At 34.5% G+C, this 25,598-nt stretch carries 23 protein-coding genes; 5 read left to right on the top strand and 18 right to left on the bottom strand.

Going from position 1 to position 25,598, the window contains the following annotated elements; genetic code table 11:
• Positions 1-29 precede the first annotated feature (29 nt).
• From hemB to tatA, 6 genes are all read right to left on the bottom strand, one after another.
• Positions 30-1,040, bottom strand: a complete 1,011-nt coding sequence (hemB, locus tag ACM9HF_RS13305; RefSeq protein WP_473609361.1) for a porphobilinogen synthase — start codon at positions 1,038-1,040, stop codon at positions 30-32.
• A gap of 14 nt (positions 1,041-1,054) precedes the next feature.
• Positions 1,055-2,572, bottom strand: coding sequence for a sensor domain-containing diguanylate cyclase (locus ACM9HF_RS13310; RefSeq protein WP_473609365.1), 1,518 nt, complete (start codon positions 2,570-2,572; stop codon positions 1,055-1,057).
• Positions 2,572-3,360, bottom strand: coding sequence for a TatD family hydrolase (locus ACM9HF_RS13315; RefSeq protein ID WP_473609369.1), 789 nt, complete (start codon positions 3,358-3,360; stop codon positions 2,572-2,574). The genes ACM9HF_RS13310 and ACM9HF_RS13315 overlap by 1 nt, the downstream gene beginning before the upstream one ends.
• 152 nt (positions 3,361-3,512) lie before the next feature.
• Positions 3,513-4,268: a twin-arginine translocase subunit TatC gene (gene tatC, locus ACM9HF_RS13320; RefSeq protein ID WP_473609373.1), complete on the bottom strand. Its 756-nt coding sequence runs from the start codon at positions 4,266-4,268 to the stop codon at positions 3,513-3,515.
• Positions 4,261-4,614: a Sec-independent protein translocase protein TatB gene (gene tatB, locus ACM9HF_RS13325; RefSeq protein ID WP_473609376.1), complete on the bottom strand. Its 354-nt coding sequence runs from the start codon at positions 4,612-4,614 to the stop codon at positions 4,261-4,263. The genes tatC and tatB overlap by 8 nt, the downstream gene beginning before the upstream one ends.
• A 2-nt stretch (positions 4,615-4,616) precedes the next feature.
• Entirely contained in the window at positions 4,617-4,853 is a 237-nt protein-coding gene (tatA, locus tag ACM9HF_RS13330; RefSeq protein ID WP_473609380.1) for a twin-arginine translocase TatA/TatE family subunit, read from the bottom strand.
• A 117-nt stretch (positions 4,854-4,970) separates the two neighbouring features.
• Between tatA and ACM9HF_RS13335 the strand changes: the two genes are divergently transcribed.
• A complete protein-coding gene (locus ACM9HF_RS13335) occupies positions 4,971-5,900 on the top strand; it encodes a hypothetical protein (protein WP_473609383.1) in 930 nt (309 codons plus the stop codon).
• A gap of 12 nt (positions 5,901-5,912) precedes the next feature.
• On the opposite strand, the gene ACM9HF_RS13340 is transcribed toward ACM9HF_RS13335, so the two are convergent.
• From ACM9HF_RS13340 to ftsY, 5 genes are all read right to left on the bottom strand, one after another.
• Positions 5,913-8,525 carry a sensor domain-containing phosphodiesterase gene (locus tag ACM9HF_RS13340; protein WP_473609387.1) on the bottom strand — a complete coding sequence of 871 codons (2,613 nt, stop codon included), beginning with the start codon at positions 8,523-8,525 and terminating at the stop codon, positions 5,913-5,915.
• 146 nt (positions 8,526-8,671) lie between these two features.
• Complete coding sequence (gene rpoH, locus ACM9HF_RS13345; RefSeq protein ID WP_473609391.1) at positions 8,672-9,535, bottom strand: RNA polymerase sigma factor RpoH; 864 nt, start codon at positions 9,533-9,535, stop codon at positions 8,672-8,674.
• A gap of 260 nt (positions 9,536-9,795) precedes the next feature.
• On the bottom strand, positions 9,796-10,773 hold the full coding sequence (gene ftsX, locus ACM9HF_RS13350; protein WP_473609395.1) for a permease-like cell division protein FtsX: 978 nt from the start codon (positions 10,771-10,773) through the stop codon (positions 9,796-9,798).
• Positions 10,763-11,464 (bottom strand): cell division ATP-binding protein FtsE, encoded by a 702-nt coding sequence (gene ftsE / locus ACM9HF_RS13355; protein ID WP_473609399.1) that lies wholly within the window; start codon positions 11,462-11,464, stop codon positions 10,763-10,765. The genes ftsX and ftsE overlap by 11 nt, the downstream gene beginning before the upstream one ends.
• Before the next feature lie 12 nt (positions 11,465-11,476).
• Entirely contained in the window at positions 11,477-12,751 is a 1,275-nt protein-coding gene (gene ftsY, locus ACM9HF_RS13360; RefSeq protein ID WP_473609403.1) for a signal recognition particle-docking protein FtsY, read from the bottom strand.
• Positions 12,752-12,935: 184 nt separating this feature from the next.
• Between ftsY and rsmD the strand changes: the two genes are divergently transcribed.
• Positions 12,936-13,514 carry a 16S rRNA (guanine(966)-N(2))-methyltransferase RsmD gene (gene rsmD / locus ACM9HF_RS13365; RefSeq protein WP_473609407.1) on the top strand — a complete coding sequence of 193 codons (579 nt, stop codon included), beginning with the start codon at positions 12,936-12,938 and terminating at the stop codon, positions 13,512-13,514.
• 43 nt (positions 13,515-13,557) lie between these two features.
• Here rsmD and ACM9HF_RS13370 read toward each other — a convergent pair whose 3' ends face one another.
• The 5 genes from ACM9HF_RS13370 to ACM9HF_RS13390 form a co-directional block, all read right to left on the bottom strand.
• The gene (locus ACM9HF_RS13370) at positions 13,558-15,003 is read right to left on the bottom strand and encodes a sulfatase (RefSeq protein ID WP_473609410.1); all 1,446 of its coding nucleotides are present in this window, start codon (positions 15,001-15,003) and stop codon (positions 13,558-13,560) included.
• Positions 15,004-15,259: 256 nt separating this feature from the next.
• On the bottom strand, positions 15,260-16,831 hold the full coding sequence (locus ACM9HF_RS13375; protein ID WP_473609413.1) for a serine hydrolase: 1,572 nt from the start codon (positions 16,829-16,831) through the stop codon (positions 15,260-15,262).
• A gap of 45 nt (positions 16,832-16,876) precedes the next feature.
• A complete protein-coding gene (locus ACM9HF_RS13380) occupies positions 16,877-17,464 on the bottom strand; it encodes a YjaG family protein (RefSeq protein WP_473609417.1) in 588 nt (195 codons plus the stop codon).
• A 55-nt stretch (positions 17,465-17,519) separates the two neighbouring features.
• Positions 17,520-19,574: a hypothetical protein gene (locus tag ACM9HF_RS13385; protein WP_473609421.1), complete on the bottom strand. Its 2,055-nt coding sequence runs from the start codon at positions 19,572-19,574 to the stop codon at positions 17,520-17,522.
• A gap of 216 nt (positions 19,575-19,790) precedes the next feature.
• Positions 19,791-20,555 (bottom strand): SapC family protein, encoded by a 765-nt coding sequence (locus ACM9HF_RS13390; protein WP_473609424.1) that lies wholly within the window; start codon positions 20,553-20,555, stop codon positions 19,791-19,793.
• Positions 20,556-20,747: 192 nt separating this feature from the next.
• Here ACM9HF_RS13390 and ACM9HF_RS13395 point away from each other — a divergent pair, with 192 nt between their 5' ends.
• The 3 genes from ACM9HF_RS13395 (at position 20,748) to ACM9HF_RS13405 (ending at position 22,866) form a co-directional block, all read left to right on the top strand.
• Positions 20,748-21,071 (top strand): hypothetical protein, encoded by a 324-nt coding sequence (locus tag ACM9HF_RS13395; RefSeq protein ID WP_473609428.1) that lies wholly within the window; start codon positions 20,748-20,750, stop codon positions 21,069-21,071.
• A gap of 116 nt (positions 21,072-21,187) precedes the next feature.
• Positions 21,188-22,324: a lactonase family protein gene (locus ACM9HF_RS13400; RefSeq protein ID WP_473609431.1), complete on the top strand. Its 1,137-nt coding sequence runs from the start codon at positions 21,188-21,190 to the stop codon at positions 22,322-22,324.
• Positions 22,325-22,467: 143 nt separating this feature from the next.
• On the top strand, positions 22,468-22,866 hold the full coding sequence (locus ACM9HF_RS13405) for a hypothetical protein (protein WP_473609434.1): 399 nt from the start codon (positions 22,468-22,470) through the stop codon (positions 22,864-22,866).
• 153 nt (positions 22,867-23,019) lie between these two features.
• Here the strand turns inward: ACM9HF_RS13405 and ACM9HF_RS13410 are convergent, their stop codons facing one another.
• Positions 23,020-23,871: a universal stress protein gene (locus ACM9HF_RS13410; RefSeq protein WP_473609438.1), complete on the bottom strand. Its 852-nt coding sequence runs from the start codon at positions 23,869-23,871 to the stop codon at positions 23,020-23,022.
• A 9-nt stretch (positions 23,872-23,880) separates the two neighbouring features.
• Positions 23,881-25,368 carry a SulP family inorganic anion transporter gene (locus ACM9HF_RS13415; protein ID WP_473609441.1) on the bottom strand — a complete coding sequence of 496 codons (1,488 nt, stop codon included), beginning with the start codon at positions 25,366-25,368 and terminating at the stop codon, positions 23,881-23,883.
• Between the last annotated feature and the right edge of the window lie 230 nt (positions 25,369-25,598).

Below are 25,598 nucleotides of genomic sequence, written 5' to 3' on the forward strand. Positions count from 1 at the left end.
TGCTGGAAATAGAATAAGCCTTTAAAAATTTAAGAGCCTTCCTTCAACCAATAAGCAACTTTTTTAGCAAAATAGGTCAAAATCCCATCGGCTCCAGCCCGCTTAAAGGCAAGAAGCCCTTCCATAACACAAGGCTTTTCAGCTAACCAACCGTTTTGAATAGCTGCTACATGCATAGCGTATTCACCACTCACTTGATATGCGTAGGTAGGCACTTGAAAATTATCTTTAACTCTACGAACAATATCTAAATAGGGCATTCCTGGTTTCACCATAACCATATCAGCACCTTCATGAATATCTTGTGCAACTTCATGTAGAGCTTCATCGCTATTGGCAGGGTCCATTTGATATGAATATTTATTGCCCCCTTTAATATTTCCCGCAGAACCGACAGCATCTCTAAACGGCCCATAGTAATTAGACGCATATTTAGCAGAATAAGCTAAAATTTTAGTATTCACAAAACCATTTTCTTCTAGCGCTTGGCGAATAGCGCCAACCCGACCGTCCATCATATCTGACGGAGCAACAATATCAGCACCAGCTTGGGCGTGTGATACCGCTTGTTTAACTAAAATGTCTTTGGTTATTTCATTCAGCACATAGCCATTGTCGTCAATAATTCCGTCTTGGCCATGTGTTGTAAATGGATCTAAGGCAACATCAGTGATAACACCTAAGCTTGGAAATTTTGCTTTTAAAGCTTTTACTGTTCTTTGTGCTAAACCGTCAGGATTATAAGCTTCTTCAGCCATTAGTGATTTAGCATTACTCGGTGTAACAGGAAATATTGCTATAGCAGGAATACCTAGATCAACAAGCTCTTGAGCTTCTTCAAGTAATAAATCAATACTCTTTCTTTCTACACCAGGCATTGAGCTAATAGCTTCTCTTTGGTTTTCGCCTTCTAAAACAAAAACAGGGTAAATTAAATCATTAACTGTTAATTGGTTTTCAGACATTAAACGTCGAGAAAAATCATCTGCTCGCATTCTACGTAAACGACGAGCAGGGTATTGACCAAATGTGTTATTCATTTTTTTAACCTTAATTAAGACTCTGTAGTACCAGTAAGTATTTTTTTCTGTACCTGATTACGGCCATTTTTCTTAGCACTGTATAATGCTTCATCTGCTGCAGCGAAAATATTTTCAGGGGTTATATCAGGCTGCTGCCAATAAGTACTAACGCCACAACTTATAGTCATAGGTATTTCTACTCGATCAAAAACGAAAATCTCTGATTCTATAGAATCTCGTAATGTCTCAGCTAACGACATTGCACCTTTAGTATCCGTTTCAGGTAATATTAAACAAAACTCTTCCCCCCCATAACGACACCCTAAATCAGTCACACGTCCCAAAGAAGCCTTGATTTTACCTGCAACCCATATTAAACATTGATCTCCAGCAATATGGCCATGATTATCATTTACCTTTTTAAAGTGATCAATATCAATAACCACTAGACTTAAAGGGGTTAAATTACGACGGCTACGACGATATTCAGCTAATACTTTTTGGTCGTAGTAACGACGATTATATAATCCCGTCAGTTCATCGAGTGTGTTCTTTTCAGCTAATTCTTTATTCGCACTCTCAAGCTCTTGTAGAGCTATATTTAACTCTAATGTGCGCTCTTGTACTCGACTCTCTAATTTTTCTTGGCTCTCTTCTTGTAGTGTTAATAACTCAGCTTGAGCTTTTTTAGACTTGTCTAAACTTGCCAGAGCCTTTTGTTCTGCTATTTGTTTATCTTGAATTTGATAATAATATCCTCGACTCAACATAAACACAGTAATACTGCCACTTAACCAAAATGAAATTGTATACAGGTAAGGGTATTGATGATAAATATCAATACTAAAACCAAAGAGAGCAACAACATTAAGTAATGCGAAAATAAATTGAATAAAAACAAAAAGGGTAAATAAAGTCGATAAACGCTGAGATTTTTGAATTAAATAAACACCAAATATAACTAATAAGGCACTAATAGATAATTCAATATATACACTAAGGTAAATGCTAATTTTTATTGGCAACATGAAGCAGACTGGTAGGTAAAACAATAATATCCAGCACGATGATTTAATTATCCAATAAGCTTTTGTGGCGTTTACCTTAGCTTTAAAAATAAGTACCGAAAACCACATAAGTATAAGTTTAGACACTATGACTAATATAGGTACATCAATGCCGTATAGCTGATAAAAATGAGTAGAAAAAACAGTAAGAGGAAATTCTAATAGAACAGAAAGTAACATTGCACTTGATAAGAAGTACCCTGACAACAAAAGAACAGTAACCTTACCATTAGCTAAATAGATAAATAGCATAGAAAAAGCTAACGCAAAAGCCGAGCCGATAGCTAAACCATCGGTAAAACAACGGCCTTCATGTGATAAATGAGTGTTTTCTACGTTATTTAGTAGATACGAATAAGCATTTAAATGTTCTTTAACATCAGCATAATGAAATCCAATAACACCCTCAGCCATATAAATAAAGAACACGGCAAGAATAAAGGCACAAAATAGGGCTGAAGTAAGTGCTAACTTTTGAATCATTAACTATTCCCTAACCCAAAGACGCGTTGTGCGTTTTTACTCGTATATTGAATAATATCTTGTTCGGAATAATCGGTTAATCTAGCTATTTCTTCTACAACATAGCGTAAATATTTTGGTTCATTCCTACTGCTTTTGGGTTTAGGTCGTATGGTTCGAGGCGTTAAATAAGGTGCATCCGTTTCTATCATTAATCTATTTAAAGGTATTTTATTAACAATATCTCGAAGACCTTGACCTCGTCGTTCGTCACATATCCAGCCAGTTATACCAATATACATATTCGCTTCTAAACATAAATTTAATTCTTCAGCTGTACCTGTAAAGCAATGAGAAACCATGTGAGGAACGTTGGAAAAATAAGGTGTAAGAATATCAAACCATTCTTTAAATGCATCTCTTTGATGCAGAAATAAAGGAAGCTGCAATTGTTGAGCTAATTTGACTTGTTCGTGAAACACTTTTTTTTGATTAGTTGGCGTTGAAAAATTACGATTGAAATCTAAGCCACATTCACCAATGGCTTTAACATTCGACTGACTAGCTAACGATTGTAATTGTTCTAAATAATCATGAGATACATTATCTGCGTCGTGCGGGTGTACGCCAGCAGTACAAGATAAATATAGGGGGTACTTTAAACAAAGCGCTAAAGCTTTTTGGCTTTCGAACACATTTGTACCTGTTACCAACAAATGCCTCACGCCACTTTCATTAGCTTGAGATATAACCTCATCTACGTCTTTATCAAAACGATTGTTGGTTAAATTCACACCTATATCAATCAAAAAAAATACCTGCTAGCAAACAAATGAAATTTCAATTTTATGCTCTGCTTTTTTATAGTAATCAATATCTCACTTCCTTGTAAGTACAATGATAATTATATTCATGTATATTATAGTTCAGTGTAAATAACACTATTTAATTATCGATTAAACTATTCTATTTGATCCACATCTTCTTCATCTTTATTTTCTTGATAATAAAAAGAGGCAATAAATACACCAAGCTCAAATAGTATCAGCATAGGTATAGCAAGCATCGTTTGAGAAATAATGTCAGGTGGAGTTAATAACATACCCACAATAAATGAACCAACAACAATATAAGGTCGTTTAGCCCTTAAACTATCAGGGGATGTAAAATTAGTCCAACACATTAAAATAATTGCTACAGGAATTTCAAAAGCCGCGCCGAAGGCAAAAAAGAGTTTAAGCACAAAATCTAAGTAACTACTTATATCAGTGGCTATGGTAACCCCTTCAGGTGCAACAGAACTAAAAAAAGCAAATACAACAGGAAACACAACAAAATAAGCAAAGGCAATACCACTATAAAATAATAAGGTACTTCCTAACATCAGAGGAGCAATTAATCTTTTTTCGTTTCGGTATAACCCTGGTGCAACAAAAGACCATATTTGAAATAAAATATAGGGCATTGCAATAAAAACAGACAAAACGATGACCAGTTTAAAAGGTGCAAATAAAGGTGATGCCACATCCGTTGCTATCATTTGAGTACCTATAGGCATAGTCGCTAATAAAGGCTCAGCAACATAATGATAAATATCTTGTGCAAAATAAATTAAACAACACAATATAACTAAAACCCCAATAAAAGATTTTAATAATCGTGAACGTAACTCTAAAAGATGGTCAAACAATGTGTAGTTATTAGGCGTATCACTCATTAGTTGTTCTTTTCGCTATGGATTCTGTAGGCTGATCAGCCTCTTCTGTTTTCACTTGATAAGGCTTATTAACCATATCTGCTGCATCTCGCAAGGTTTTTAATGATTCAGCTATTTCTGGCGATAAATTCTCCATGTTAGCTTCTTCGGCTTTTTTCAAGTTACTATGCAATTCATGAATGCGTAATTCCTCTGTCAGCTCGCTTTTTACATTCTCACTAATTCTACGCGCATTAGCGATCCAATTTCTAACGGTTCTAATCGCAACAGGTAACCGTTCAGGTCCTAAAACAATTAAAGCCAGTAATCCTATAAGTAAAAGCTCCCAGAATCCTATATCAAACATAATTAAGCTTGATCTTTTTCTTTTTGTGCTACGGTACTTTCAACAGTTGATTTATCTACAATTGAATCGGTATTCTCTGACTCAACAGTTTTTGCTGTATCATCGTCAGTCACTGCTTTTTTAAAACCTTTAACGGCAGAACCTAAATCGCCACCCAAATTACGTAACTTTTTTGTTCCGAATAACAATACAACAATTACAACAATAATTAATAATTGCCAAATACCTATATTACTCATGAAAAATCTCCTATTATTTAATTATAGTTATTATAAAGTTTTAGTTGTAAAAAGCACCTTTTCTCACACTAATTTTATGAGGTACAACAAGGTTTGTTTAAAAATTTATGTAAGCTTGTGTTTATAATTTTTAATTTAATGCCTTTTTACTGTTTTGGTGAAGAGGATAAAAAACAATACCCTACAGAAAACACTGAAAATACTCCTTGGATAAATGCATTTCATGACACAATTTCTGATTCAGTCTATCAATCGGCAGCATGGTTTGATGAATTTTTTACCGAAGAAGGAAACACTAAGCGGAATCCCAAAGTTAATGCAAAAATAAGACTCGAATGGCGCCCACGAAGTAGTGATTGGGCAGAAATAAAAGCTCGCTTTAGAATTAAAATGACACTGCCTCACTTTAAAGAAAAAGTAGATCTTATTTTATCTGATGACGATGAATCTGAACAAAACCAGTTACCATTAGAAACCACTCATATTCAACCCGAAGAAGAAAAGTTCTCAGCCGCACTTAGATATATGCACAAAAACGAAAAAAATAAATTTACAGATACAAGAATAGGTATTTCAGGTGGTGATATTTTTATTCGCAGTCGGCATAAACGCTTTATAAATTGGAGCGAACATAGCGCTTTTAAAATTGAGCCTTCAATATTTTATTTTTTAGATGAAGGCTTAGGTAGTCGACTCCTCCTAGAGTATAACTTTCAACAAAACCCTGAAACTCAGTACAGAATAAATTACAGCATAAAAGGCTCAGAATCTTTTAGTGGTATTCGTTGGAAGCATGGTCTTTATCAACTAAAACATTTAAACGAAAAAACAGCTTCCGTTACCTCATTGCAAGTAGAGGGAGAACGCAATGGCACTCGAGGATTTGTTGTTGATAATTATACGCTAAGCTACCGTTATCGATTTAATGCATATAAAAAATGGCTTTTCTTTGAAATTGAACCATTTTTAGAATGGCCTGAAATTAGGAACTACGATACAACACCTGGTATAGCGTTTAGAGTGGAGGGATATTTTTATAAAGGATAGTTAGTTACTTAACTAACCATTTATTACATTAACAATACTACTTTCTTCATTATCAATTCGGCAAGGACGATTAATATGATACCCCTGCCCAAACTCACAGCCTACATTTTTCAATTTTTCTAGCATCTCGGCACTTTCAATACCTTCGGCAACCAATCTGTAACCAAAATTACCGCCTAATTCGTGCAATGCTTTTACTAACGACAAGTTTTTGTTATCTAAATTTAATGTTTTAATAAAGCTTCTATCAAGTTTAATAAATTCAAATGGGTAACCATGTAAAAAATTAAGTGATGACAAACCAGCACCATAGTCATCCAGCGCTAACTTAACACCAAATTCTTTAAGTTTTCTTAACCCTTTTAGGGCCAACTCTGTATGCTGTGAAAAAGCAGACTCTGTAAACTCTAAGATCAAACGTTGTGGCTCAACTGTATTTGCTTCGATCAAACTAATAAGTTTTGATAATTGATTTACTTGGGTTAAATGGCGTCCTGATAAGTTAACGCCAATAAAAATATTTTTATATTCAGACGATGCTTGCCAATGTTTAAGCTGAACACATACATCTTCTATTACCCACGCTTCTATGTCTAAAATCATCCCCGTTTCTTCAGCCATGAAAAGAAACTCACTAGGTGTCAATAACCCTTTCTCTGGGTGATTCCATCTAAGTAGCGCTTCAAAACCAATAGTTTTAGTATTTTCAAGATCTGAAATCTTTTGATAATGTAGTTCAAACTGACACTCTTTTATCGCAACTCTCAATTCTTGCTCTAATGTCATGCTCGCAATAAGTTGCTCTCGCATACTTTCATCAAAAAACACATAACGACCACAACCCAAACTTTTGGCTTGATACATTGCAGCATCTGCATCTCTCAAGATTTCATTCGAATCGTTATAATGATTTCCACACATGGCAATACCGATACTCGCATTAGAATGTACCGTGTGCCCTTCTAATTCAAAACCAGCAGATATTTTATTAATGATCCGCCCAGCAACTTCTTCTACGTCATCTTCAGATTGTAGTGAATCGAGTAAAATTACAAATTCATCACCACCTAATCGAGCCAAAATATCATTATCTCGCACACAATCTTGTAATCTAGCGGCAATCTCTACTAAAAATAAGTCACCTGCATGATGCCCAAGCGTATCGTTAATAATTTTAAAGCGATCTAAATCAATAAAAAGTACGGCAAACTGATGCGATGAGTGACGTTTTAAATGACGTAATGAATAACTTAATCGATCAGTTAACATAGCTCTATTGGGTAACTTAGTTAATGCATCATGATGAGCTTCATAATACAATTGAGCTTCAGCTTTTCTTCTTTCTTCAATTTGCATTCGTAAATTCAAATTTGTACTTTGTAATTCTTTTGTTCTTTCATTTATTGCTTGCTCTAGAGCTTCATTACTTTTTTGTATTTCGGCCTGAGATCTAATTCTAAGTATAGCAGTGGCAATATGTTGACTAACAAATTCAACCAGATCTAAATCACTTAATTGATAAGCGTTAACATCTTGATAGTGATGAACAGCAAAAACGCCAAAGGCGACGCCTTGATCAATTAACGGAGCCCCTAACCACGCTTTAGGTGTTTTATTTTTTAGCGAATTAATAGCATGAATATGATATTTCGCATTCCCATCCTCATCCAGTGTAATAATTTCAGAGCCTTTAACCAGTAACGGTTCTCCTATTTTAATCGCTAATTCAGTAAGACCATTCGAAAATTTTCTAGATTCAGCTACATATAAATATTCATCTTTGTAATAGGGAAAATCTATCCACTGATTATTTTGAGAAGTTAATGCGATATAAAAATTATTAGAGGGGATTAGAGCGGTTATTTCTTTATGTAATACTTGATAAAAGGAAGCTAGATCAGTTGTGGTTGCTGTGATCTCAGAAATAGCTAACAACGCTTTATGTATTTTTACTGCCTTTTGACGCTCAGCTATTTCTTTCTGTAATTTTTCATTGGTTTCGGTAAGTTTTTGGGTACGTTCAATAATGTTTTTTTCTAGCAGCTCACGACTTCTTACTCTATCGATTGCCGTCACTAAATGCTCAGCAATAAACTCAAGAAGTTGAGAGTCTCGGTCACCAAAAACAGTCTCATTATCGTAGCTTTGCAATGCAATAACACCAATAACCTGGTTACTCCGTTTTAAAGGAACACCTAGCCAACTCGTACAAATAGAATTATATAAAGATAAATTATATTCTTTACTTAACTCCTCTCTTTCTTGTGCATTACAACAGATAGATTTCGCTTGAGAAAACACTACACCGGTTAAACTATTTTTCCATTTATCCTTATCATGCCGAGTAAGAATACTTTTTTCACTTGGATTATGAGAATAGGCTAAAGATAAATTTTTGTGATGATTTAGTAGGGTAATATGAAAGCTATCGGTGATCAGGATCGTTTTGATAATAGCTTCTAGAGCAGAATAAAAAGAATTCATATCGGTAACAGAACTTGCTAACTCAGAAAGCTGTAAAAGTCCTGATTGTATAGTTCTAGCTTGACGATACTTTTTAAGTAAAGACTTTAACTTTGGTATCTGACGAGCCGCTAATACGTTTTCGTTTACACCCACTTGCATCAAAAATTACCTATGCTTATTAGTATTATAGTTAGGTTTAAATTTTTAAATATAAGGTAATTAAAATATTATAACGACCTTATTATCAATCTTTTTATAAACAAGAAAACCGACTACTGTCGGTTTTCTACTCACATCAGTGCTGACTAGGCAGCCATAGACGCTTTTAATTTATTTAATGCATTTTTTTCTAACTGACGAACACGTTCAGCTGATATTTGGTATTTATCTGCCAAATCTTGAAGTGTTGTTTTATCTTCAGTTAACCAACGTGTACGAATAATATGCTGGCTTCTATCGTCTAAACATACTAATGCATTACTAAGACGTTGATTGGCTTGATCACTCCAATCACTTGCTTCTACAGAGTCAGCTAAGTCAGACGATTTATCTTCTAAGTACTGCGCAGGAGAAAAACTCGCCGCACTAGCATTGTCATCATCATCTGTAGAAAGTTCAAATGCTTGATCTTGGTTGCTCATTCGAGATTCCATTTCAAGTACATCTTTTTTTGTAACGCCTAATGTTTCAGCTACATTTGAAACTTCTTCATTGCTGAACCAACCTAAACGCTTTTTATTTTTTCTTAAATTAAAAAACAATTTACGTTGAGCTTTCGTTGTAGCAACCTTAACAATTCTCCAGTTACGTAATACAAATTCATGTATTTCCGCTTTAATCCAATGAACAGCAAAAGACACGAGTCGTACGCCAACTTCAGGATTAAAACGTTTTACGGCTTTCATTAAGCCAACGTTACCTTCTTGAACAAGATCTGCTTGTGCTAAGCCATAACCAGCATAGCCTTTAGCAATATGTATAACAAAACGTAAGTGCGACATAATCAGTTCTTGAGCCGCTTGTAGGTCGTTTTCTGTATATAAACGAGTAGCTAATTCTTTCTCACGCTCAGCCGTTAACATAGGAATGCTATACGCAGATTGCATATAGGCTTCAATACTGCCACTTTGTGGGACAGTCAATGCTGTAGTTTGTATCGAATTACTCATTTACTTTCTCCGTATTACCTTACTTTCCTCGCGATTATAACATTCCTTTATTTATATCGCGACCATTTATAAATAACACATTAACTTAACTGGGATAGCGATACAACAGGCTATTACAATTTTTAAAAGCTAAAATGTATGAAATTGTTACTTTTTACAAAACTAACAATAATATGGCTGTTTTCGCCATACCTATAGTAAAGACCTAGAATAACAAGATAAAGTTACAGAGTAATTTCAAAAAAATAATATCGGTAATATTAATCAGCAGTGGGTTCTATTGTTTTAATATGTTTACGAACAGAAATATAGCTGCCTGAATAGCCCAGAATTATAGCGGATAATATTAATAATAGAATTTCAGAAGAGGTTAAACCTTCAAGTTTAAAGTTGCTGTGGTATAGGTGTGTTAGATTTTCTAGTGCATAAGATAAATACGTACCTAATACATACACACATAAACAAGCGACTAAACCACCTAATATACCGTACCAAATACCCGCGTATAAAAATGGGCGTTGAATAAAAGCGTCTGTAGCTCCTACAAGCTTCATAATAGCAATAGCGTCTTTCTGGTTTAAAATAGCTAAACGTATAGTGTTACCGATAATTAACACTACGGATAAACATAATAATAATGCTAAGCCTATTACGATATCTTCAATCAATTCAGCCATAGCTTGTAATCGAGTTAACCATTCTAAATCAAGTTTACCTTGTTCTACTTCTCTTTCTTGCTCTAATTTAAGCAGTAAGTCTCCGGCCGCTTCGGCCTGACTAGCACGTAGTGTAGGAGTAACTAAAACAGTAGCCGGTAGCGGGTTATCGTCTAAATATTCTAGCGCATCACCAAACCCTGAAAGCACTTTAAACTCAGCTAATGCCTGATCTGCTGAGACATATTTTACACTGGCAATATCAGGGTATAATGAAAGTCGTTGAACGAGTTGCTGAGCTGATTTTTCAGAAACTGAAAGCTTCAAAAATAAAGTAATTTCAGAAGCCGAATTCCACTGTTCTGTAACGGTTTTCGCATTTTTAACAAAAAGATGAAGTGTCGCAGGTAAAGTTAAGCTAATACCTAAAACTAAAATAGTCATTACTGAAGTAAAGGGCGTACGCCATAAATCACCTAAGCTTCCTATACCTTGTTGAACATGGCGGATAACCCAGCCAGCAAAACGTGCGGAAAAGCCTAATTTATTCGAAGGACGAGCAAAATGTTCGCTATCTTGCATCTTGGCTCCCTTTTGAATGTAAGCCTTCAATCAATCCGTCTGTGATCATTTTCCCTTGCTTCAAGGTTAAGGTTCTATATTTCATACGAGCGATTAAGCCTAAGTCATGAGTCGCAATAAGAACAGTTACACCTAAGTCATTAAACTCTTCAAAAAGCTTAATAATATCTAATGATAATTTAGGATCTAAGTTTCCTGTTGGCTCATCCGCCAGCAATATAGGAGGCTTATTAACAAGAGCTCTTGCTATACCAACTCGTTGCTGTTCTCCACCAGAAAGCATATTAGGGTAATATTTGAGTTTATTTTGTAGGTGTACTTTTTCTAAAGCCGCTTCAACTCGTTTACGCGTTTCTTTTAAACTACAACCTTCAATAATGAGAGGCAGTGCAACATTATCAAAAACAGTACGATCCATTAGCAGGTTATGATTTTGAAAAATCATACCGATATTACGACGAGCGTAAGGAATGTTGTTATACTTAATTTTTGAGAGATCTGTGTTATTAAGTTCAACAGTACCACTTGTGGCTTTTTCCATTAAACACATAAGTTTTAACAACGTACTTTTACCTGCGCCAGAGTGGCCCGTTAAAAAAGCCATCTCCCCTGATTCCACTTGAAAACTGACATCTTTAAGTGCAACAAATCCACCAGGGTAAACTTTACTTACATTATCAAAACGGATCATAAATTAGCAGTGTTAGCTCTGTTCGTTATCATGAGAAAATAAAGCATCAATAAAATCATCACCTTTAAAAGGTCTTAAGTCATCAATACCTTCTCCAACTCCTAAATAACGAATTGGAATATTATGTTTGTCTGCAATAGCGAATACCACACCACCTTTTGCAGTACCATCTAACTTAGTGAGTGTTAGCCCAGTTAATCCTACCGCTTTATCAAATAAGTTAGTTTGGCTTAATGCATTTTGTCCAGTGCCCGCATCCAGAGTTAGCATGACTTCATGAGGTGCATTTTCATCAAGTTTTTTCATCACACGAACAACTTTTTTCAGCTCTTCCATTAGGTGATCTTTATTTTGTAATCGACCTGCAGTATCAGCAATAAGTACATCAATACCTTTTGTTTTTGCTGAACTAATTGCATCAAATATTACAGACGCACTATCTGCGCCGGTATGTTGAGCAACAACAGGAATATCATTTCGCTCGCCCCATACTTGCAACTGTTCTACTGCGGCAGCCCTAAAAGTATCGCCAGCGGCTAACATAACCGATTTGCCTTCAGCTTGAAATTGTTTAGCAAGTTTACCAATTGTTGTTGTTTTACCTACCCCATTTACACCTACCATTAAGATAACGTAGGGGCCTTTACCTTCAGGAATAATAAGAGGTTGGTTTACAGGTTCAATAATTTTTTTAAGCTCAACTTTCAATAAGTCGTACAAAGCTTCTGCATCTTTTAATTGATTGCGAGATGCTGAAGCCGTTAAAGAATCTATAATTTTAGTGGTGGTGTCAACACCAACATCAGCAAGTAGTAAATGAGTTTCTAACTCTTCAAATAACTCGTCATCAATTTTTTTACCGCGGAATAAACTAAATATTCCACCACCTAAGTTTTGGCTGGTTTTTTTCAAACCTTGCTTTAAACGAGCAAAAAATCCGCGCTCTGGCTCTGGCTCTGGCTCTGGCTCTGGCTCTGGCTCTGGCTCTGGCTCTGGCTCTGGCTCTGGCTCTGGCTCTGGCTCTGGCTCTGGCTCTGGCTCTGGCTCTGGCTCTGGCTCTGGCTCTGGCTCTGGCTCTGGCTCTGGCAGGATAGTTTCGTTTTCTAGTGTAGTATTTACAATACTATTTTCATTATCTTCAAGTAATTTTTCATCTACTGGCGCTACGGGTTCAATTTCAGCAGACACTTCTTCTACTTGAGGCTTTTCTTCAATAGGTGTTTCTTGTTTTTCTTTATCTTGGCTACCAAAACCTAACCAAGAAAACATACCTTTCTTTTTTGACATAAAACTATTTCTTCTATGTGCCACACATATTGATGGCATTAATGCAATAAACAGGGATAATATTACCCACATAGTATCATTTAATATCACTGACATTAAAGATTGTTTCGGGTATTCCTTGATAAAACTAAGGTTTTATAAGTGTATACCTTATAAACAGTCATAATCAGCGACAACATCTTTCATGAATAAGCAAAAAATATCAAAAAGCTCATCTAAAGGAAGCATTAGAATTATCTCAGGTAAACATCGAGGTAGAAAACTCCCTGTATTAATGGCTGAAGGGCTAAGACCAACAACAGACAGAGTAAAAGAAACTGTTTTTAATTGGTTAATGCCTTATATGCATGAAAGTATATGTTTGGACTGTTTTGCGGGCTCTGGCGGTTTAGGTTTTGAAGCGCAGTCAAGGGGAGCTAAGGGTGTTACTCTTATTGAACTCAACAAAGCAGCAGCACAGCAATTAGAACAAAATAAAGCCTTATTGAAAGCCAACAATATAACCATTGAAAATACCAACACGTTAACTTTTTTAGAAAAGTGTTCAAAAAAGTTTTCAATTGTTTTTATTGACCCGCCTTTTCGTAAAGGGTTAATTGAGCAAACTATCGATTTGTTAAATAATAATCTACTTGAAACAAATGCCTTGATCTATATTGAAATGGAAAGTGAAGAAGAAATTCAATCGATACCCGGTAACTGGCAATTATTAAAAGAGAAAAAAGCAGGACAAGTCGCTTATCGTTTATATCAAACAATCTAGCTACTGCCCACTTAATTAATGAAACATTTATAACCTACTAAATTTATTGAGCGTTAGATGGGCGAAAATCATCCATTCTTTTCATAGCTGCGCCTTCATACTTACGAAGTAATTGCCACTTAGGGCGCTCTAAAGTTAATTCCCAAGAAAATAGTTTTTTGTACATTTCACGCACTCTATCAGGGTAGATTGACGCGAAGTCTTTCAATTCTGATGGATCATTTTCAATATTATAAAGTTCTGCTGGACGGTCAGGAAATCGAATTAATTTCCAATCACCGTCACGTATGGCACCACGATTTTCTTTTTTCCAATATAAGGTTTGATGCGGACGATCTTTAATTTGTTCATTGATATATGGCATTAAGTTTTCACCATCAATATTTTTTAAGTCTCCCTTATCGCCTTTAGCTACACTATAAAAAGTTGGTAATAAATCAAGCGTACTAACAGGGTAATTATAACTAGTTGCAGCTTTGATATGATGTGGCCATCGCATTATCATAGGTACTCGTATACCACCTTCAAGATGATTAGCTTTTGTACCACTTAGTGGTAAATTTACTGATGCATTTGTGTCTGAAGGACCACCATTATCGTTTGTATAAACCACTAAAGTATTATCTGCAATGCCTAAATCATCTAACTTTTTCAATACTCGACCAATTGCACGATCCATTGAAACTGTTAACGCTGCCGCAACTTTACGCTTACCCGATAGCTCGGGAAACAATTCCAAATCTTCAGGTTGCGCTTCTAATGGAGTATGTACAGCATTAAATGACAAAAATATAAAGAATGGTGAATCTTGGGTATTTTCAATTATTGATATAGCCTCATTGGCAAGAGCATCTGTTAAATACAGAGTTGATTCTTCAAATTGCTTAAAGTCACGCTCTAACTTATTCTCTAAACGGTCGAGAGGGTGTTTTTCGTTATATTCAAAATAACTTCTTGAGCCACCTCGAAAACCATAAAAAGAGTCAAAACCTCGTTTCAATGGATGAAATTTATCTGCGTTACCTTGATGCCATTTACCGATTATTGAGGTTTGATAATTTTGCTTTTTTAAATAATCAGCCACAGTCACCTCATTAACGTCAAGTCCCATTTCATCACCAGTCGTACCATTTTTACTCATATAACCTGGAACATTATTCTCTTCAAAACCAAATCGTTGTTGATACCGCCCTGTTAATAAGCCTGCACGTGATGGACCACACACAGCAGCCGACACATAGGCTTGTTTAAATAACATACCTTGTTTAGCTAATTTATCTAAATGAGGAGTTTTAAAGGTTTTACTGCCATGAAAACCAAAATCTGCATAGCCTGCATCGTCAGATAAAATAAACAAAATATTGGGTTTTTCTATTATTTTACTTTCAACCGCGCTTACGCTTGAAACATAACTAAAACAGTAAAATACAAAAAACAATGCGCTTAAGATAGGTTTACAAAAAAATGGTTTTTGCTGCGATAACATCATGAAGAACAGTAACTGTATAATTAATTGTTAACAGTATACTAATGTAAAAAATGCAATAACAAAAGATTAATAAAATATCCCGTTACCAATCAAGGTGCGTATTTCAGAGCGCTTGAGCGTTATTAACTTTAGTCAGGTTTCTACATGGGTGTAGGCACTAGGGCAACGTAGGAATCGTACCGATAATCACCATGACGTAAACTTAATGCCTTGCAAACAGACTGCTGCAAAAACATACCTGAAAGGTCAATAGACCCTAATTAGGTACCAATTTAAGATCGTGAAAATCGTAACTAAAATCGGTTAAATTCGATACGGCTTCCATAGTGGCATAACTAATGATCCCTTCAGGGGTTACTAAAAATCTTACAAAAGCATCTGCCTCTAACTTTCTATCATGCCAACGTGCAATAAAAGTATTATCTTTATAATGAATAAGCTCGCCTTTTAAAGCAGGTGTATTGCTAAACTGCATCAATAATTTATTATTGTTTAACGTGATTTTAATTTCGCCATACCATTTATCAAAATAGGTTCGGGCGTATTTTTTTAAAGAAAGTGGTGGATTAGAATGTTTCGCTAAATGCTCTTCAATTTTACTTAAACGTTTTTTATCTCGCTTTAACGCTCTGTTTTCTTGTTGATGGTAGTAATCGATCCAATCTTTTTCAGGTAGCTCTAAATAAGTTTCAAAAACCTCTCGATAAATAGCATTTAACGCAGCGCTCGATTGCTGGTTTGATAAAATAACAACACCTACGTTTTTTTCTGGTATTAAAGCGACTTTAGACATCATCCCCCGCATACTACCACTATGATGAACGAGTTTTACGCCCTGAAAGTCATTTAAAAACCAGCCTAAGCCATAAGCTGAAAAGTGTGTTTTGTCATGTTCAGTTGCTGCTTCAGAAACTGTACGTAATGTGTGTGGTTGCCACATTTTTTTGGCTTGATTTGATGTATATAGCAACTTAAAACGTGTTGTTTTTTGTGAATTTATCTTTCCTAAATTTAATAATGTTTTTAGCCAGAGCGACATATCATTCACTGTAGAGATAACAGAACCAGCGGATGAAAAACCTTCTAAATAATGACTTTTAGCCGCTATTAATTCTTTTTCTATAAATACATGAGGTGTAGCGATATCTTTTTGTTTATCGCCTAATTGTGAAAAACTAGCGAAAGAATTATACATACCTAATCCGCTGAACAAATTAGATTGAATAACATTGCTCCATGGTTTTCCTGTGATTTTTTCCACAACCTTACCTGCAACAATGTACATTAAGTTGTTATAGGAAAATTCTGTTCGGAAACTAGCAGCTTGAGGCAGGTATTTTAATTTATCCAAAACCTCTTTATTTGTGTATGTCGTCTTTGGCCATATTAATAAATCGCCAGCTCCCATACCTAATCCACTACGATGAGACAACAAATCAATTAAGGTAAAATCTTGAGTTACTGCATCGTTATACAATTGAAATTCAGGCAGAATATCTACGATTTTGGTTTGCCAAGAAACTTTATATTGATCAACCAACTGCGCTAATAGTGCAACCGTCATAGCTTTAGTGTTTGAAGCAATACCAAACAAGGTATCAGGCGTGACTTGATCTGATTTACCGTACTCTTTAACACCAAATCCTTGGCTGAATACTATTTGATTATTTTGCACAATAGCAACAGCAACACCAGGAACGTTAAATACATTCATGGCGTTAACAATAGCTTGTTCTACTTTCAGGTTTTTATTTGATAAAGCCGCCGCACAACCACAACAGCTATATAAGGATATGAGTAAGCAACTGAATAATGATAATAGTCTCATTTAGTCACCCTACACATTAAATGTTCCTAACCTAGGTTTTGATGATTAAATTTCTATGCCTAAATTAGATAAACCTTCTTCAAGAACGAGTGCTTTAGCATGTATACACGATTTTTTATTTTCTTGTGCAATGCTAATATAATTAAAAAGTTCTTGCTGGGTTGCAAGTTCCCACTCCATTAAAGGGTGCGAGTCAATATGCTCATCAGAAATAGCGTCTTCTTCCATCTCTTGGCTCAGTATTAACTCTACGTATTTTACTACGCTATTTTCAGACAGCTTACTAACATTCATACATCCATCAGAGTCTTTATCTTGCATTATTTGAAATAACGACACCATGGCCATACAAGCATCTAAAGCAGGATAAACACCAAAAAAGTCAAACGATTCCGGTTCAGGTATTTGCGGTTCTAACTTGGTTAGCTGTGCTTCATAGTTAATTTTACAGCGATTATTTTTATCTAACCACTGCCAAACAGTGTCAAGTTGATTACGTAGTACAGAATACTCACCAAACTCGGTAGCTTCTGAGAAAAGCTTATAATTAGGCAGCATACGTTCTAATAAGGCCGCACTAAATGCAATTTGTTGCCATTGGCTTAATGCATTAAAAGAAAGAGGTTTAGACAAAAGATTTTTCCATTACAGCATAATGAATAAGCATTAAAACTTATTCATTATTAGATTATTGTTGATTCAACTGCTTTTGAGCATATTCAAAGCGTAAACGGTACTCGCGTAACTTATCTTCTAACTCGCTGACTTGTTGATCTAACTTAGTATGTAGCTCTAAGTTCTCATCACGCAGATATTTAATGGTATCACGCGCTTTATTATACTCATTTTCTTGTTTTTCTTTATTTGCTTCAACCCGTTTTTGAATTTCTTGAGCATTGTTGTGTGTGCTTTCATATTTTTCTTTTAAGATTTTTATTTCTTGTTGATAACCTTCAATCGCTTTATCTGCTTTTTCATTGTTAACTAATAAGTCTTTATTTTTATCCGTTAACTCTGTTACATTTTTCTCTAACAAGTCGAGTTTATTACCTAATTCAGCTATTTGTTTTAACGATTCACTATCAGACTTAGCTGATTTTTCTGTTAACGTTTTATGAGCTTTAATTTGTTCTTCTAACGCTACTTTTTGAGTATTCAGTTGCTCTTCAAATGACTTAACCGCTTTTTGTTCTTGAGAAAGCGTTTTATTTAATTCAGCTAATACCAATTGATGAGATTTTTCTTTTTCTGCTACGGTTTGTTGTTGTTGAGATTTTTCTTTTTCTAAATCAGTAATAGTCTGAGTTAATTTATTAACGTCAGCTTTATTTTTTTCATTAGTAGAAGTTAGTGTTTCTAATTCGACTCTATGCTTATCAATGCTTTTCTTCAATGAGTCTATTTCTAATAAGTGTTTACTCTTTTGTTGGCCTTGTAATTGTCGTTCAACATTAAGTAAGTGTTCTGCCTCTTTTTTAGCATTCTCACTCATTGTGAGTTGCTTATGTAATTCTTCAAGTTTTTTCTGAAGTGATTCTGAATCTGCTTGAGTTTGTTGGGCTTTATTTTTTTCTGTTGATATTGAATTATTTAAGCTATCAATGGTTTGCGTTAATTCGGTTACTTTAGTCTGTAATACTTTACTTGAATCTTTCTCTGTAGCGATTAACTTTTCTAACTCGTTAATTTTATTAGTAAACCCTGAAATTTCTTTTTTATAACCCTCTATACTCTTTTGTTCTTGCGATAGTTTTTTCTCTACCGTTGAGCTTTCTTTAGATAATTGAGTAATATTTTCTTGTAGTAGTTTAGCGGCTTGTTTTTCACTTTGTAACGACGTTTCTATTTCTGTGTTTTTTTGCGTTAATATGTCGATTTCTTTATTAAGCTTGTCTATTACGTTTTTCTCATTACCTAAAGTTTTATCAATATCTGCAATAGATTGATTTAATGTTTTAACTTGAGTTTCTAATGTTTGTTTCTCTGACGTTTCTGCAGATAAGGATTTTTCTATCTTGGTAATTTTTTGTTTTAAATCGCTTATTTCTTTTTGGTATTGCTTAACTGTACGTTGTTCTTCAGATAATTGTTTATTTGAAGAGGCAGCCTGCTGACTATGTTCAGCTTTCAGATAATCTAGTTCACTGGTTATATTATTAAGTTGTAATGTGAGATCTGATATTTGATGATTCTGAACTTCTAATGTGGCAGCTTTAGCTTTGTCATTTTTAACTAATGAACTTTCGGCTGCTTCAAGCGTTTTAATTTTATTTAGTGATTCATCTAGCTGTTTTGTAGCATTAATTAAAGATTTTGATTTTTCTTCGTTTTCTGCGGTTAACTGTTTAAAAGCCTCAGTAAGCATAGACAACTCGGCAAGCTTCTCTTTTAATACTTGCTCTGTATCAGTGAGTTTTGCGGTGTTTAACTGATCACTATTCTTAATAGCTTCGTCGCGGCTAGCAACTTGCGTATTTAGCTCTGAAATAGTTTTTTTATATTCTTCAATTTCAGTCGTATTAGCTGAATTAACTTTTTTTAAGTCTGCTTCTAACTTTGTAAAGTCAGCTTTTAACGACTGATAAATCACATGGTTTTCTATTATTTCATTCGTAATTTCTGCAGGTTTAGCATACGTAGAAACAAATGCTGATACCTTATCTTCAATTTGAACGTAAATATCACCAGCAAGACTTTGAATTTGCTCCTCAATATCCAAAGGTGCTTTTGATTGCTGTGTCATATATCCCTCAATAGTTTATCCAAAACATTTACTTAAACTAACACAGGTCAATCAATGTGTTAATGAATAATTTTCAGAACTAATTGAGTTTAAATACCACGTTTAAAAATTTATTAAAAACATCACTTAATTTACCTTTATAAAAAAGTAGAGTTTTTTTATTTCAGGCAATAAAAAAGAGGCCTAAGCCCCTTTAAATATAACTATCTGTATTTTTTATTTTTTTTCTTCAGCAACAACCGGTGTAAATTTAATACCAGCAATTTTTTGTTCTGAACTACTTAAATTACGTAGTTGCGCTAAACGATTAACTTGAGCAATTGAACCTAACATTGCATGAATAGGGATAAATAAGCCACGTTTGTGGAAATCGACAACCTTTTCATCAGATAAATCTTGAAGTTTTGCTTCATTAATACCAAACAAACCTACTAATTTTTTAGTTTGATTGTTGCTAAAAGTAATATTAAGTTCTAACTCCATTAATAAGTTATTTTCTTCTAATTCTTTTATAAACTTATCTGTCATTATTTCACTTTCATATAAGCGACCTAATGAATCTTGTACATTTTTATAAAAATCAGTATCTTTACCGTCTGCATCAAAAAGAGCGTTTTCTTTATCTTCACCAACAAACGAGCTGTCTAAATCAATACAGGTAGTTAATGTTTTTTCTTTTTCTGGATCTAAACCTAAACCAAATGGCACCATAGAGATACCTTGTGGAACATAAATAGCGTCCCATTTATCTTCACTGTAATATAAATTTTCGCCAGCCTCTAAACCTAACATAACAACACTACGATAACGTGATGATTCAGGATCTTTTACCAAGATAACAGGGTAGCTAGTTGCTGCTTGTGCAAACTCTAACGCGTTAATAGGTGCAATGTGTTGATCTGCTACATGTGCTAAGTTACGCTGTGATGCTACTTTTAAATTTTTATGCTGATCGCTTCTTACTGGAACATTATTAGCCATTTTTATTTTCTCTTTTATTATCGCTACTGGTTATTTTATTCAAAGATAGCAGCATATATGAATTTCTTATAAGGTTATGGTGACAGCTATTCAAGCTTTCAATAGTAAATATTAAATAATCGCATTTTTTTTATCAATACTTAACTTTTGGTTATAGTTTATTAACTCATTTTAAATTAAGCGCTTGAAAATATGGATAAATATTTAATTACAATATATTGCTTTTATTTAGCTTTTTTAGGAGCTGTTTCTTTTTCGGTACAAGCTTTACCAAAAGTAAATATAGAACATAGCACTAATGCTCAAGGGGTACCAAGAATAAAGGTAACCAATGAAACTACAATAACCTTAGCTTGTTACATCGCTATTGATGGCCATAAAAAGAAGTTTATATTAGAGCCTTTTAAAGCATCAAAATGGTATTCAGCAGCAAGTAATTTATATAATCAAACAAACTTTAGTACTTGGTGTGACGCTCTAGAGTTTCATCCCGATTATAAAAAATATCGTGAATGATCCTCAAACAAAAAATTTTTAACTTATACATTTCAAATGAATGATTAATTGTATAAATATTTACGAATTTATATATGATAATGCCATTAAAAAACATTTCGATAACAAGGACTCGAATGAACTTTATATCTAAAAAAATAATACAATCAGCACTTGTCAGCTCTCTTATAATGCTAACAAGTTGTAAAACAACAGAAAATAACGCATCACCAATGGTAGAGACCAAAGAGCATTTTTTAATTGGTACTTACACTAAAGAGTCGAGTAAAGGTGTATATAAGGTAACATTAGACCCAACAACACAATCATTTACTAATGAAGGTGTAATTGCGACCGCTGAAAATCCTTCTTATTTAGCTCTATCAAAAAATCAATCAACATTGTTTGCAGCAACAGGAAGTACATCAGGCAGTGTAGATCGCCTTACTTGGAACAATGAGTTAGGACAATATAATTTAGCACAACAAATGAAAGATTTAGGCCAAGGTACTTGCCATATTTCATTAAACCCACAAGAAACTCAAATAGCTATAGCTAACTACGGCTCTGGTGACGTACATTTATTTAATGTTGATACACAAACACAAGAATTATCAAAAGCAGGTTACTTTAAAAATTCAGGTAAAGGACCAAGCTTGCGACAAGAAAAGCCACATATGCATTTTGTAACTTGGGATATTGCAGGTAAATTTTTATATTCAGTCGACTTAGGAACTGATGAAATAAAAGTTTTTAACTCAAATGATAAAACCTTCACTCCTTCTGTAGCTGCCAAGTTACCTGCTGGTGACGGCCCTCGACATATGATTTTTCATCCTACAAAACCTTGGGTATATGCGGTTAACGAGTTAACAAATACTATTGCTGTATTTACTCAAAATGAAGTAACAGGCAAGTTAACTCAAACTCAACACGTAGAAATTGCAGAAGGAAGAGGGGATAAAAACATTTCATCTGCGATAAAAATATCTAACGATGGCCAATACCTTTATGCTGCCGTGAGAGGTATTAATGAAATAGCTGTGTTAAAAATCAATGATGATGGAAAAGTTAAGTTTATTCAATCTCATACTACATTAGGTAACTGGCCAAGAGATATCACATTGTCGGCTAACCAAGATCACTTATTAATTGCTAATCAAAATTCTAATACCGTAACGGTTCTAAAGCGTGATGTGAAAACAGGCTTATTAACAAGTACTGATATGAAGTTAGATATTTCTATCCCTTCATATATAGGTGTATTTAAATAAGTTATCAAAAATCATTTAGTTACGATATAATTTACATTCGTGTATTTAAAATACAGTTATAACGGTTTCATTATAAAATTAGTCTATTTTAAGCAGTAGGGATGATCGATTTATAGTGATATCAGTTCATTTAAGGGATAAAAATGCAAAGTTTAAAAGTTATATTTTTTGCTTGTTTAATAGTAATAGTTTCAGGATGTAAAACTACAATTCCTATGCCAAGCTATTTAAATCAGCCTATTACTAACTATGGTAATAATGAAATAACTCAGCAACAAGTAGAGAAGTCAATTATACAAGCGGCAATTTTAAAAGGATGGAAACCAGTAAAAGTAGAAGAAGGAAAAATAAGAGCAACCTTGAATATTCGCAAACATCGCCTAGACATATTAATTACTTATGATAGCAAACTCGTATCAATTGAATATATTGACTCAGCCAATTTGAAATACAATGGTAAAGAAATTCATCGCCAGTATGCTAATTGGGTCAACAGTTTATTAAATACTATCAATTCTTTAGTTGTGGTTAATAACGACTAGCCTAATATTAGACAAAGATTTTAAGCTTATTTATAATGTTTAAATATCAAAAAAAAGCGACTATTCTTTATGAATATGTCGCTTTTTTTATCAAAATTTACAATAAATATTATAAAACATTCACGCTACTGTGCGCCAAGCTACCTAATAATGTTAACGCAAAATCACCATAGGTAAGTTTGTATTTTCCATCATTTTTAACGTATTACTACCTAAAAATACCTGAGCGATTTTAGAATGGGAGAATGCGCCCATCACCAACATTTCTATTTTATTTTCAGCTTTATAATTCATTAAAGCATCATAAATATTACCTTCTAAAAAGCTGGCTGTAACATTAAACCCACTTTCTATTAGTAAGTTTTTAGTTTGCTCAAATTTCTCAGCTAAAGTACTTTGCTTATTTTTTACTGTCACTAAATGACAAGTTAGGTTATGAAGTAATCCACCATCTATAATGCGCTTAACAGCTTTGTCAGCAGTTTCTCGTCCATCGTAAGCCAACATAAAGTTGCTAGGCTCTTTGAAGCCTTTATTAGCAATAAGTAAAGGCGTGTTAACCTGACGGATTATTTGTTCAATGTGCGAACCTAAAGCTTTAAAGTTTTTGCCGTGGTTTTCACCTGAACGACCAATAACAATAAAACGGGCATCAGCTTCAAGATCACAAATAGCTTCAGTGATATCACTATGGCGCTGAGTTTTATCAACTGAGCTACAGCCATTTTTAGTTGCTATTTCACAAGCCTGATCTAGCATTTCTTTACCTACCGTTAATGCTAGTTTGCTGCGCTGTTCATCTAATAAAGACATCTCTTCAAGTAAAGAGGAATGAGCACCTAAACCAATACTACCACTTAAGTTTTCTACTACAGATGTATTCACCTTTTCAATAGCATGTAAAAATAAGAGCGTTTTATTCAGTTTTTTGGCTGCCCAAATACCTGCGTTACATACATCATCCGCATAAGCCGAACTATCTACACATGTAATAATATTTTTCATGATTGTCTCCTAGTGTCCGGCCATTAATTTTTCAACTTCTTTCGGATCGTTATGTACACCAAACTTATCAACAATTGTTTCTGTTGCTTCACTCATACCAATAATTTCGACTTCTGCACCTTCACGCCTAAACTTAATAACAACTTTATCAAGTGTTGATACTGATGTTATATCCCAAAAATGTGCATTAGTTAAATCAATAACAACTTTAGTTACTGCTTCTTTAAAGTCAAACGACTCAACAAATTGCTCAGAGGAAGCAAAAAAGACTTGCCCAATAACTTGATAAGTACGAACGTCTTCACCGGTTTTTTCAGCTTTTACTACCATGAAACGCCCAATTTTATTGGCAAAGAATAAGGTTGCTAATAACACACCGACTAATACACCCATAGCTAAGTTATGCGTAGCAACTACCACTACAACGGTTGAGAGCATAACAATGCTGCTTGAAAGCGGGTTTTTCTTTAAATTAATAACTGATGTCCAAGAGAAAGTACCAATAGAAACCATGATCATTACGGCAACAAGTGCAGCCATAGGAATTTGCTTGATCCATTCATCCATAAACACCACCATGATGATCAAAAATAAACCAGCAACAAAAGTAGATAATCGGCCTCTACCACCTGATTTTACATTGATAATAGATTGACCAATCATGGCACAACCTGCCATACCGCCCATTAAGCCAGCACCAATGTTTGCAATACCTTGGCCTTTACACTCACGGTTTTTATCACTTTTTGTATCGGTTAAGTCATCAACAATCGTTGCTGTCATCATAGATTCAAGTAAACCAACTACAGCAAGCCCCACTGAATAAGGTAAAATAATCATTAATGTATTTAAGTTTAATGGTACGTCTGGCCATAAAAAGATAGGTAAAGTATCAGGTAATTCGCCCATATCACCAACAGTACGAATATCTAGCCCTACGGTCATAGCAACACCAGTTAATACAACAATACATACCAATGGAGATGGGATAGTTTTTCCAATAACAGGTAAGTACGGGAATAAATAAATAATACCAAGTCCTGCTGCTGTCATAGCATATACATGCCAAGTAACGTTTGTAAGCTCTGGTAATTGCGCCATAAAGATAAGAATAGCCAGTGCGTTTACAAAGCCAGTGACTACTGAGCTAGAAACAAACCGCATTAAACTACCCAGCTTTAAATAACCAGCAAATATTTGAAAAACACCTGTTAGCAAGGTTGCAGCAAGAAGATATTCAAGCCCATGCTCTTTCACCAAGGTTACCATTAACAATGCCATAGCACCTGTGGCCGCAGAGATCATTCCTGGGCGTCCACCAACAACAGCAATAATAACAGCGATACAGAATGATGCGTATAAACCTACTTTAGGGTCAACACCTGCAATAATAGAAAAAGCGATAGCTTCAGGGATCAAAGCCAACGCTACAACAATACCTGCGAGTAGATCGCCTCGAACATTAGAGAGCCAATCTAGTTTCATTTTTTCTAACATAAATAACCTTGTAATAAGTTTAACAAAACGCCTATGCGATATTTAGCCCAATATTATTAAGCTAAAATTTATTTAATGCTTTAACGCTTTTTAATTGTTTATTAATAATTCTGGCACTGACGCGCCCACCGAAAAACGGTATGAGGGTGCCACACTTAATTGAATGGCTTTGTATTAGGAATATTAGGGCGGCGTAACACGCAAAGCGATTTACCTTATATCAATGGAGA

The organism is Colwellia sp. RE-S-Sl-9, assembly GCF_048296855.1.
Lineage (GTDB): Bacteria > Pseudomonadota > Gammaproteobacteria > Enterobacterales > Alteromonadaceae > Pseudocolwellia.

Coding starts and splice junctions, on each gene's coding strand:
- hemB (WP_473609361.1), bottom strand. CDS start 1,040: ATGAATAACACATTTGGTCAATACCCTGCTCGTCGTTTACGTAGAATG.
- ACM9HF_RS13310 (WP_473609365.1), bottom strand. CDS start 2,572: ATGATTCAAAAGTTAGCACTTACTTCAGCCCTATTTTGTGCCTTTATT.
- tatC (WP_473609373.1), bottom strand. CDS start 4,268: ATGAGTGATACGCCTAATAACTACACATTGTTTGACCATCTTTTAGAG.
- tatB (WP_473609376.1), bottom strand. CDS start 4,614: ATGTTTGATATAGGATTCTGGGAGCTTTTACTTATAGGATTACTGGCT.
- tatA (WP_473609380.1), bottom strand. CDS start 4,853: ATGAGTAATATAGGTATTTGGCAATTATTAATTATTGTTGTAATTGTT.
- ACM9HF_RS13340 (WP_473609387.1), bottom strand. CDS start 8,525: ATGCAAGTGGGTGTAAACGAAAACGTATTAGCGGCTCGTCAGATACCA.
- rpoH (WP_473609391.1), bottom strand. CDS start 9,535: ATGAGTAATTCGATACAAACTACAGCATTGACTGTCCCACAAAGTGGC.
- ftsX (WP_473609395.1), bottom strand. CDS start 10,773: ATGCAAGATAGCGAACATTTTGCTCGTCCTTCGAATAAATTAGGCTTT.
- ftsE (WP_473609399.1), bottom strand. CDS start 11,464: ATGATCCGTTTTGATAATGTAAGTAAAGTTTACCCTGGTGGATTTGTT.
- ftsY (WP_473609403.1), bottom strand. CDS start 12,751: ATGTCAAAAAAGAAAGGTATGTTTTCTTGGTTAGGTTTTGGTAGCCAA.
- rsmD (WP_473609407.1), top strand. CDS start 12,936: ATGAATAAGCAAAAAATATCAAAAAGCTCATCTAAAGGAAGCATTAGA.
- ACM9HF_RS13370 (WP_473609410.1), bottom strand. CDS start 15,003: ATGATGTTATCGCAGCAAAAACCATTTTTTTGTAAACCTATCTTAAGC.
- ACM9HF_RS13375 (WP_473609413.1), bottom strand. CDS start 16,831: ATGAGACTATTATCATTATTCAGTTGCTTACTCATATCCTTATATAGC.
- ACM9HF_RS13385 (WP_473609421.1), bottom strand. CDS start 19,574: ATGACACAGCAATCAAAAGCACCTTTGGATATTGAGGAGCAAATTCAA.
- ACM9HF_RS13390 (WP_473609424.1), bottom strand. CDS start 20,555: ATGGCTAATAATGTTCCAGTAAGAAGCGATCAGCATAAAAATTTAAAA.
- ACM9HF_RS13395 (WP_473609428.1), top strand. CDS start 20,748: ATGGATAAATATTTAATTACAATATATTGCTTTTATTTAGCTTTTTTA.
- ACM9HF_RS13400 (WP_473609431.1), top strand. CDS start 21,188: ATGAACTTTATATCTAAAAAAATAATACAATCAGCACTTGTCAGCTCT.
- ACM9HF_RS13405 (WP_473609434.1), top strand. CDS start 22,468: ATGCAAAGTTTAAAAGTTATATTTTTTGCTTGTTTAATAGTAATAGTT.
- ACM9HF_RS13410 (WP_473609438.1), bottom strand. CDS start 23,871: ATGAAAAATATTATTACATGTGTAGATAGTTCGGCTTATGCGGATGAT.
- ACM9HF_RS13415 (WP_473609441.1), bottom strand. CDS start 25,368: ATGTTAGAAAAAATGAAACTAGATTGGCTCTCTAATGTTCGAGGCGAT.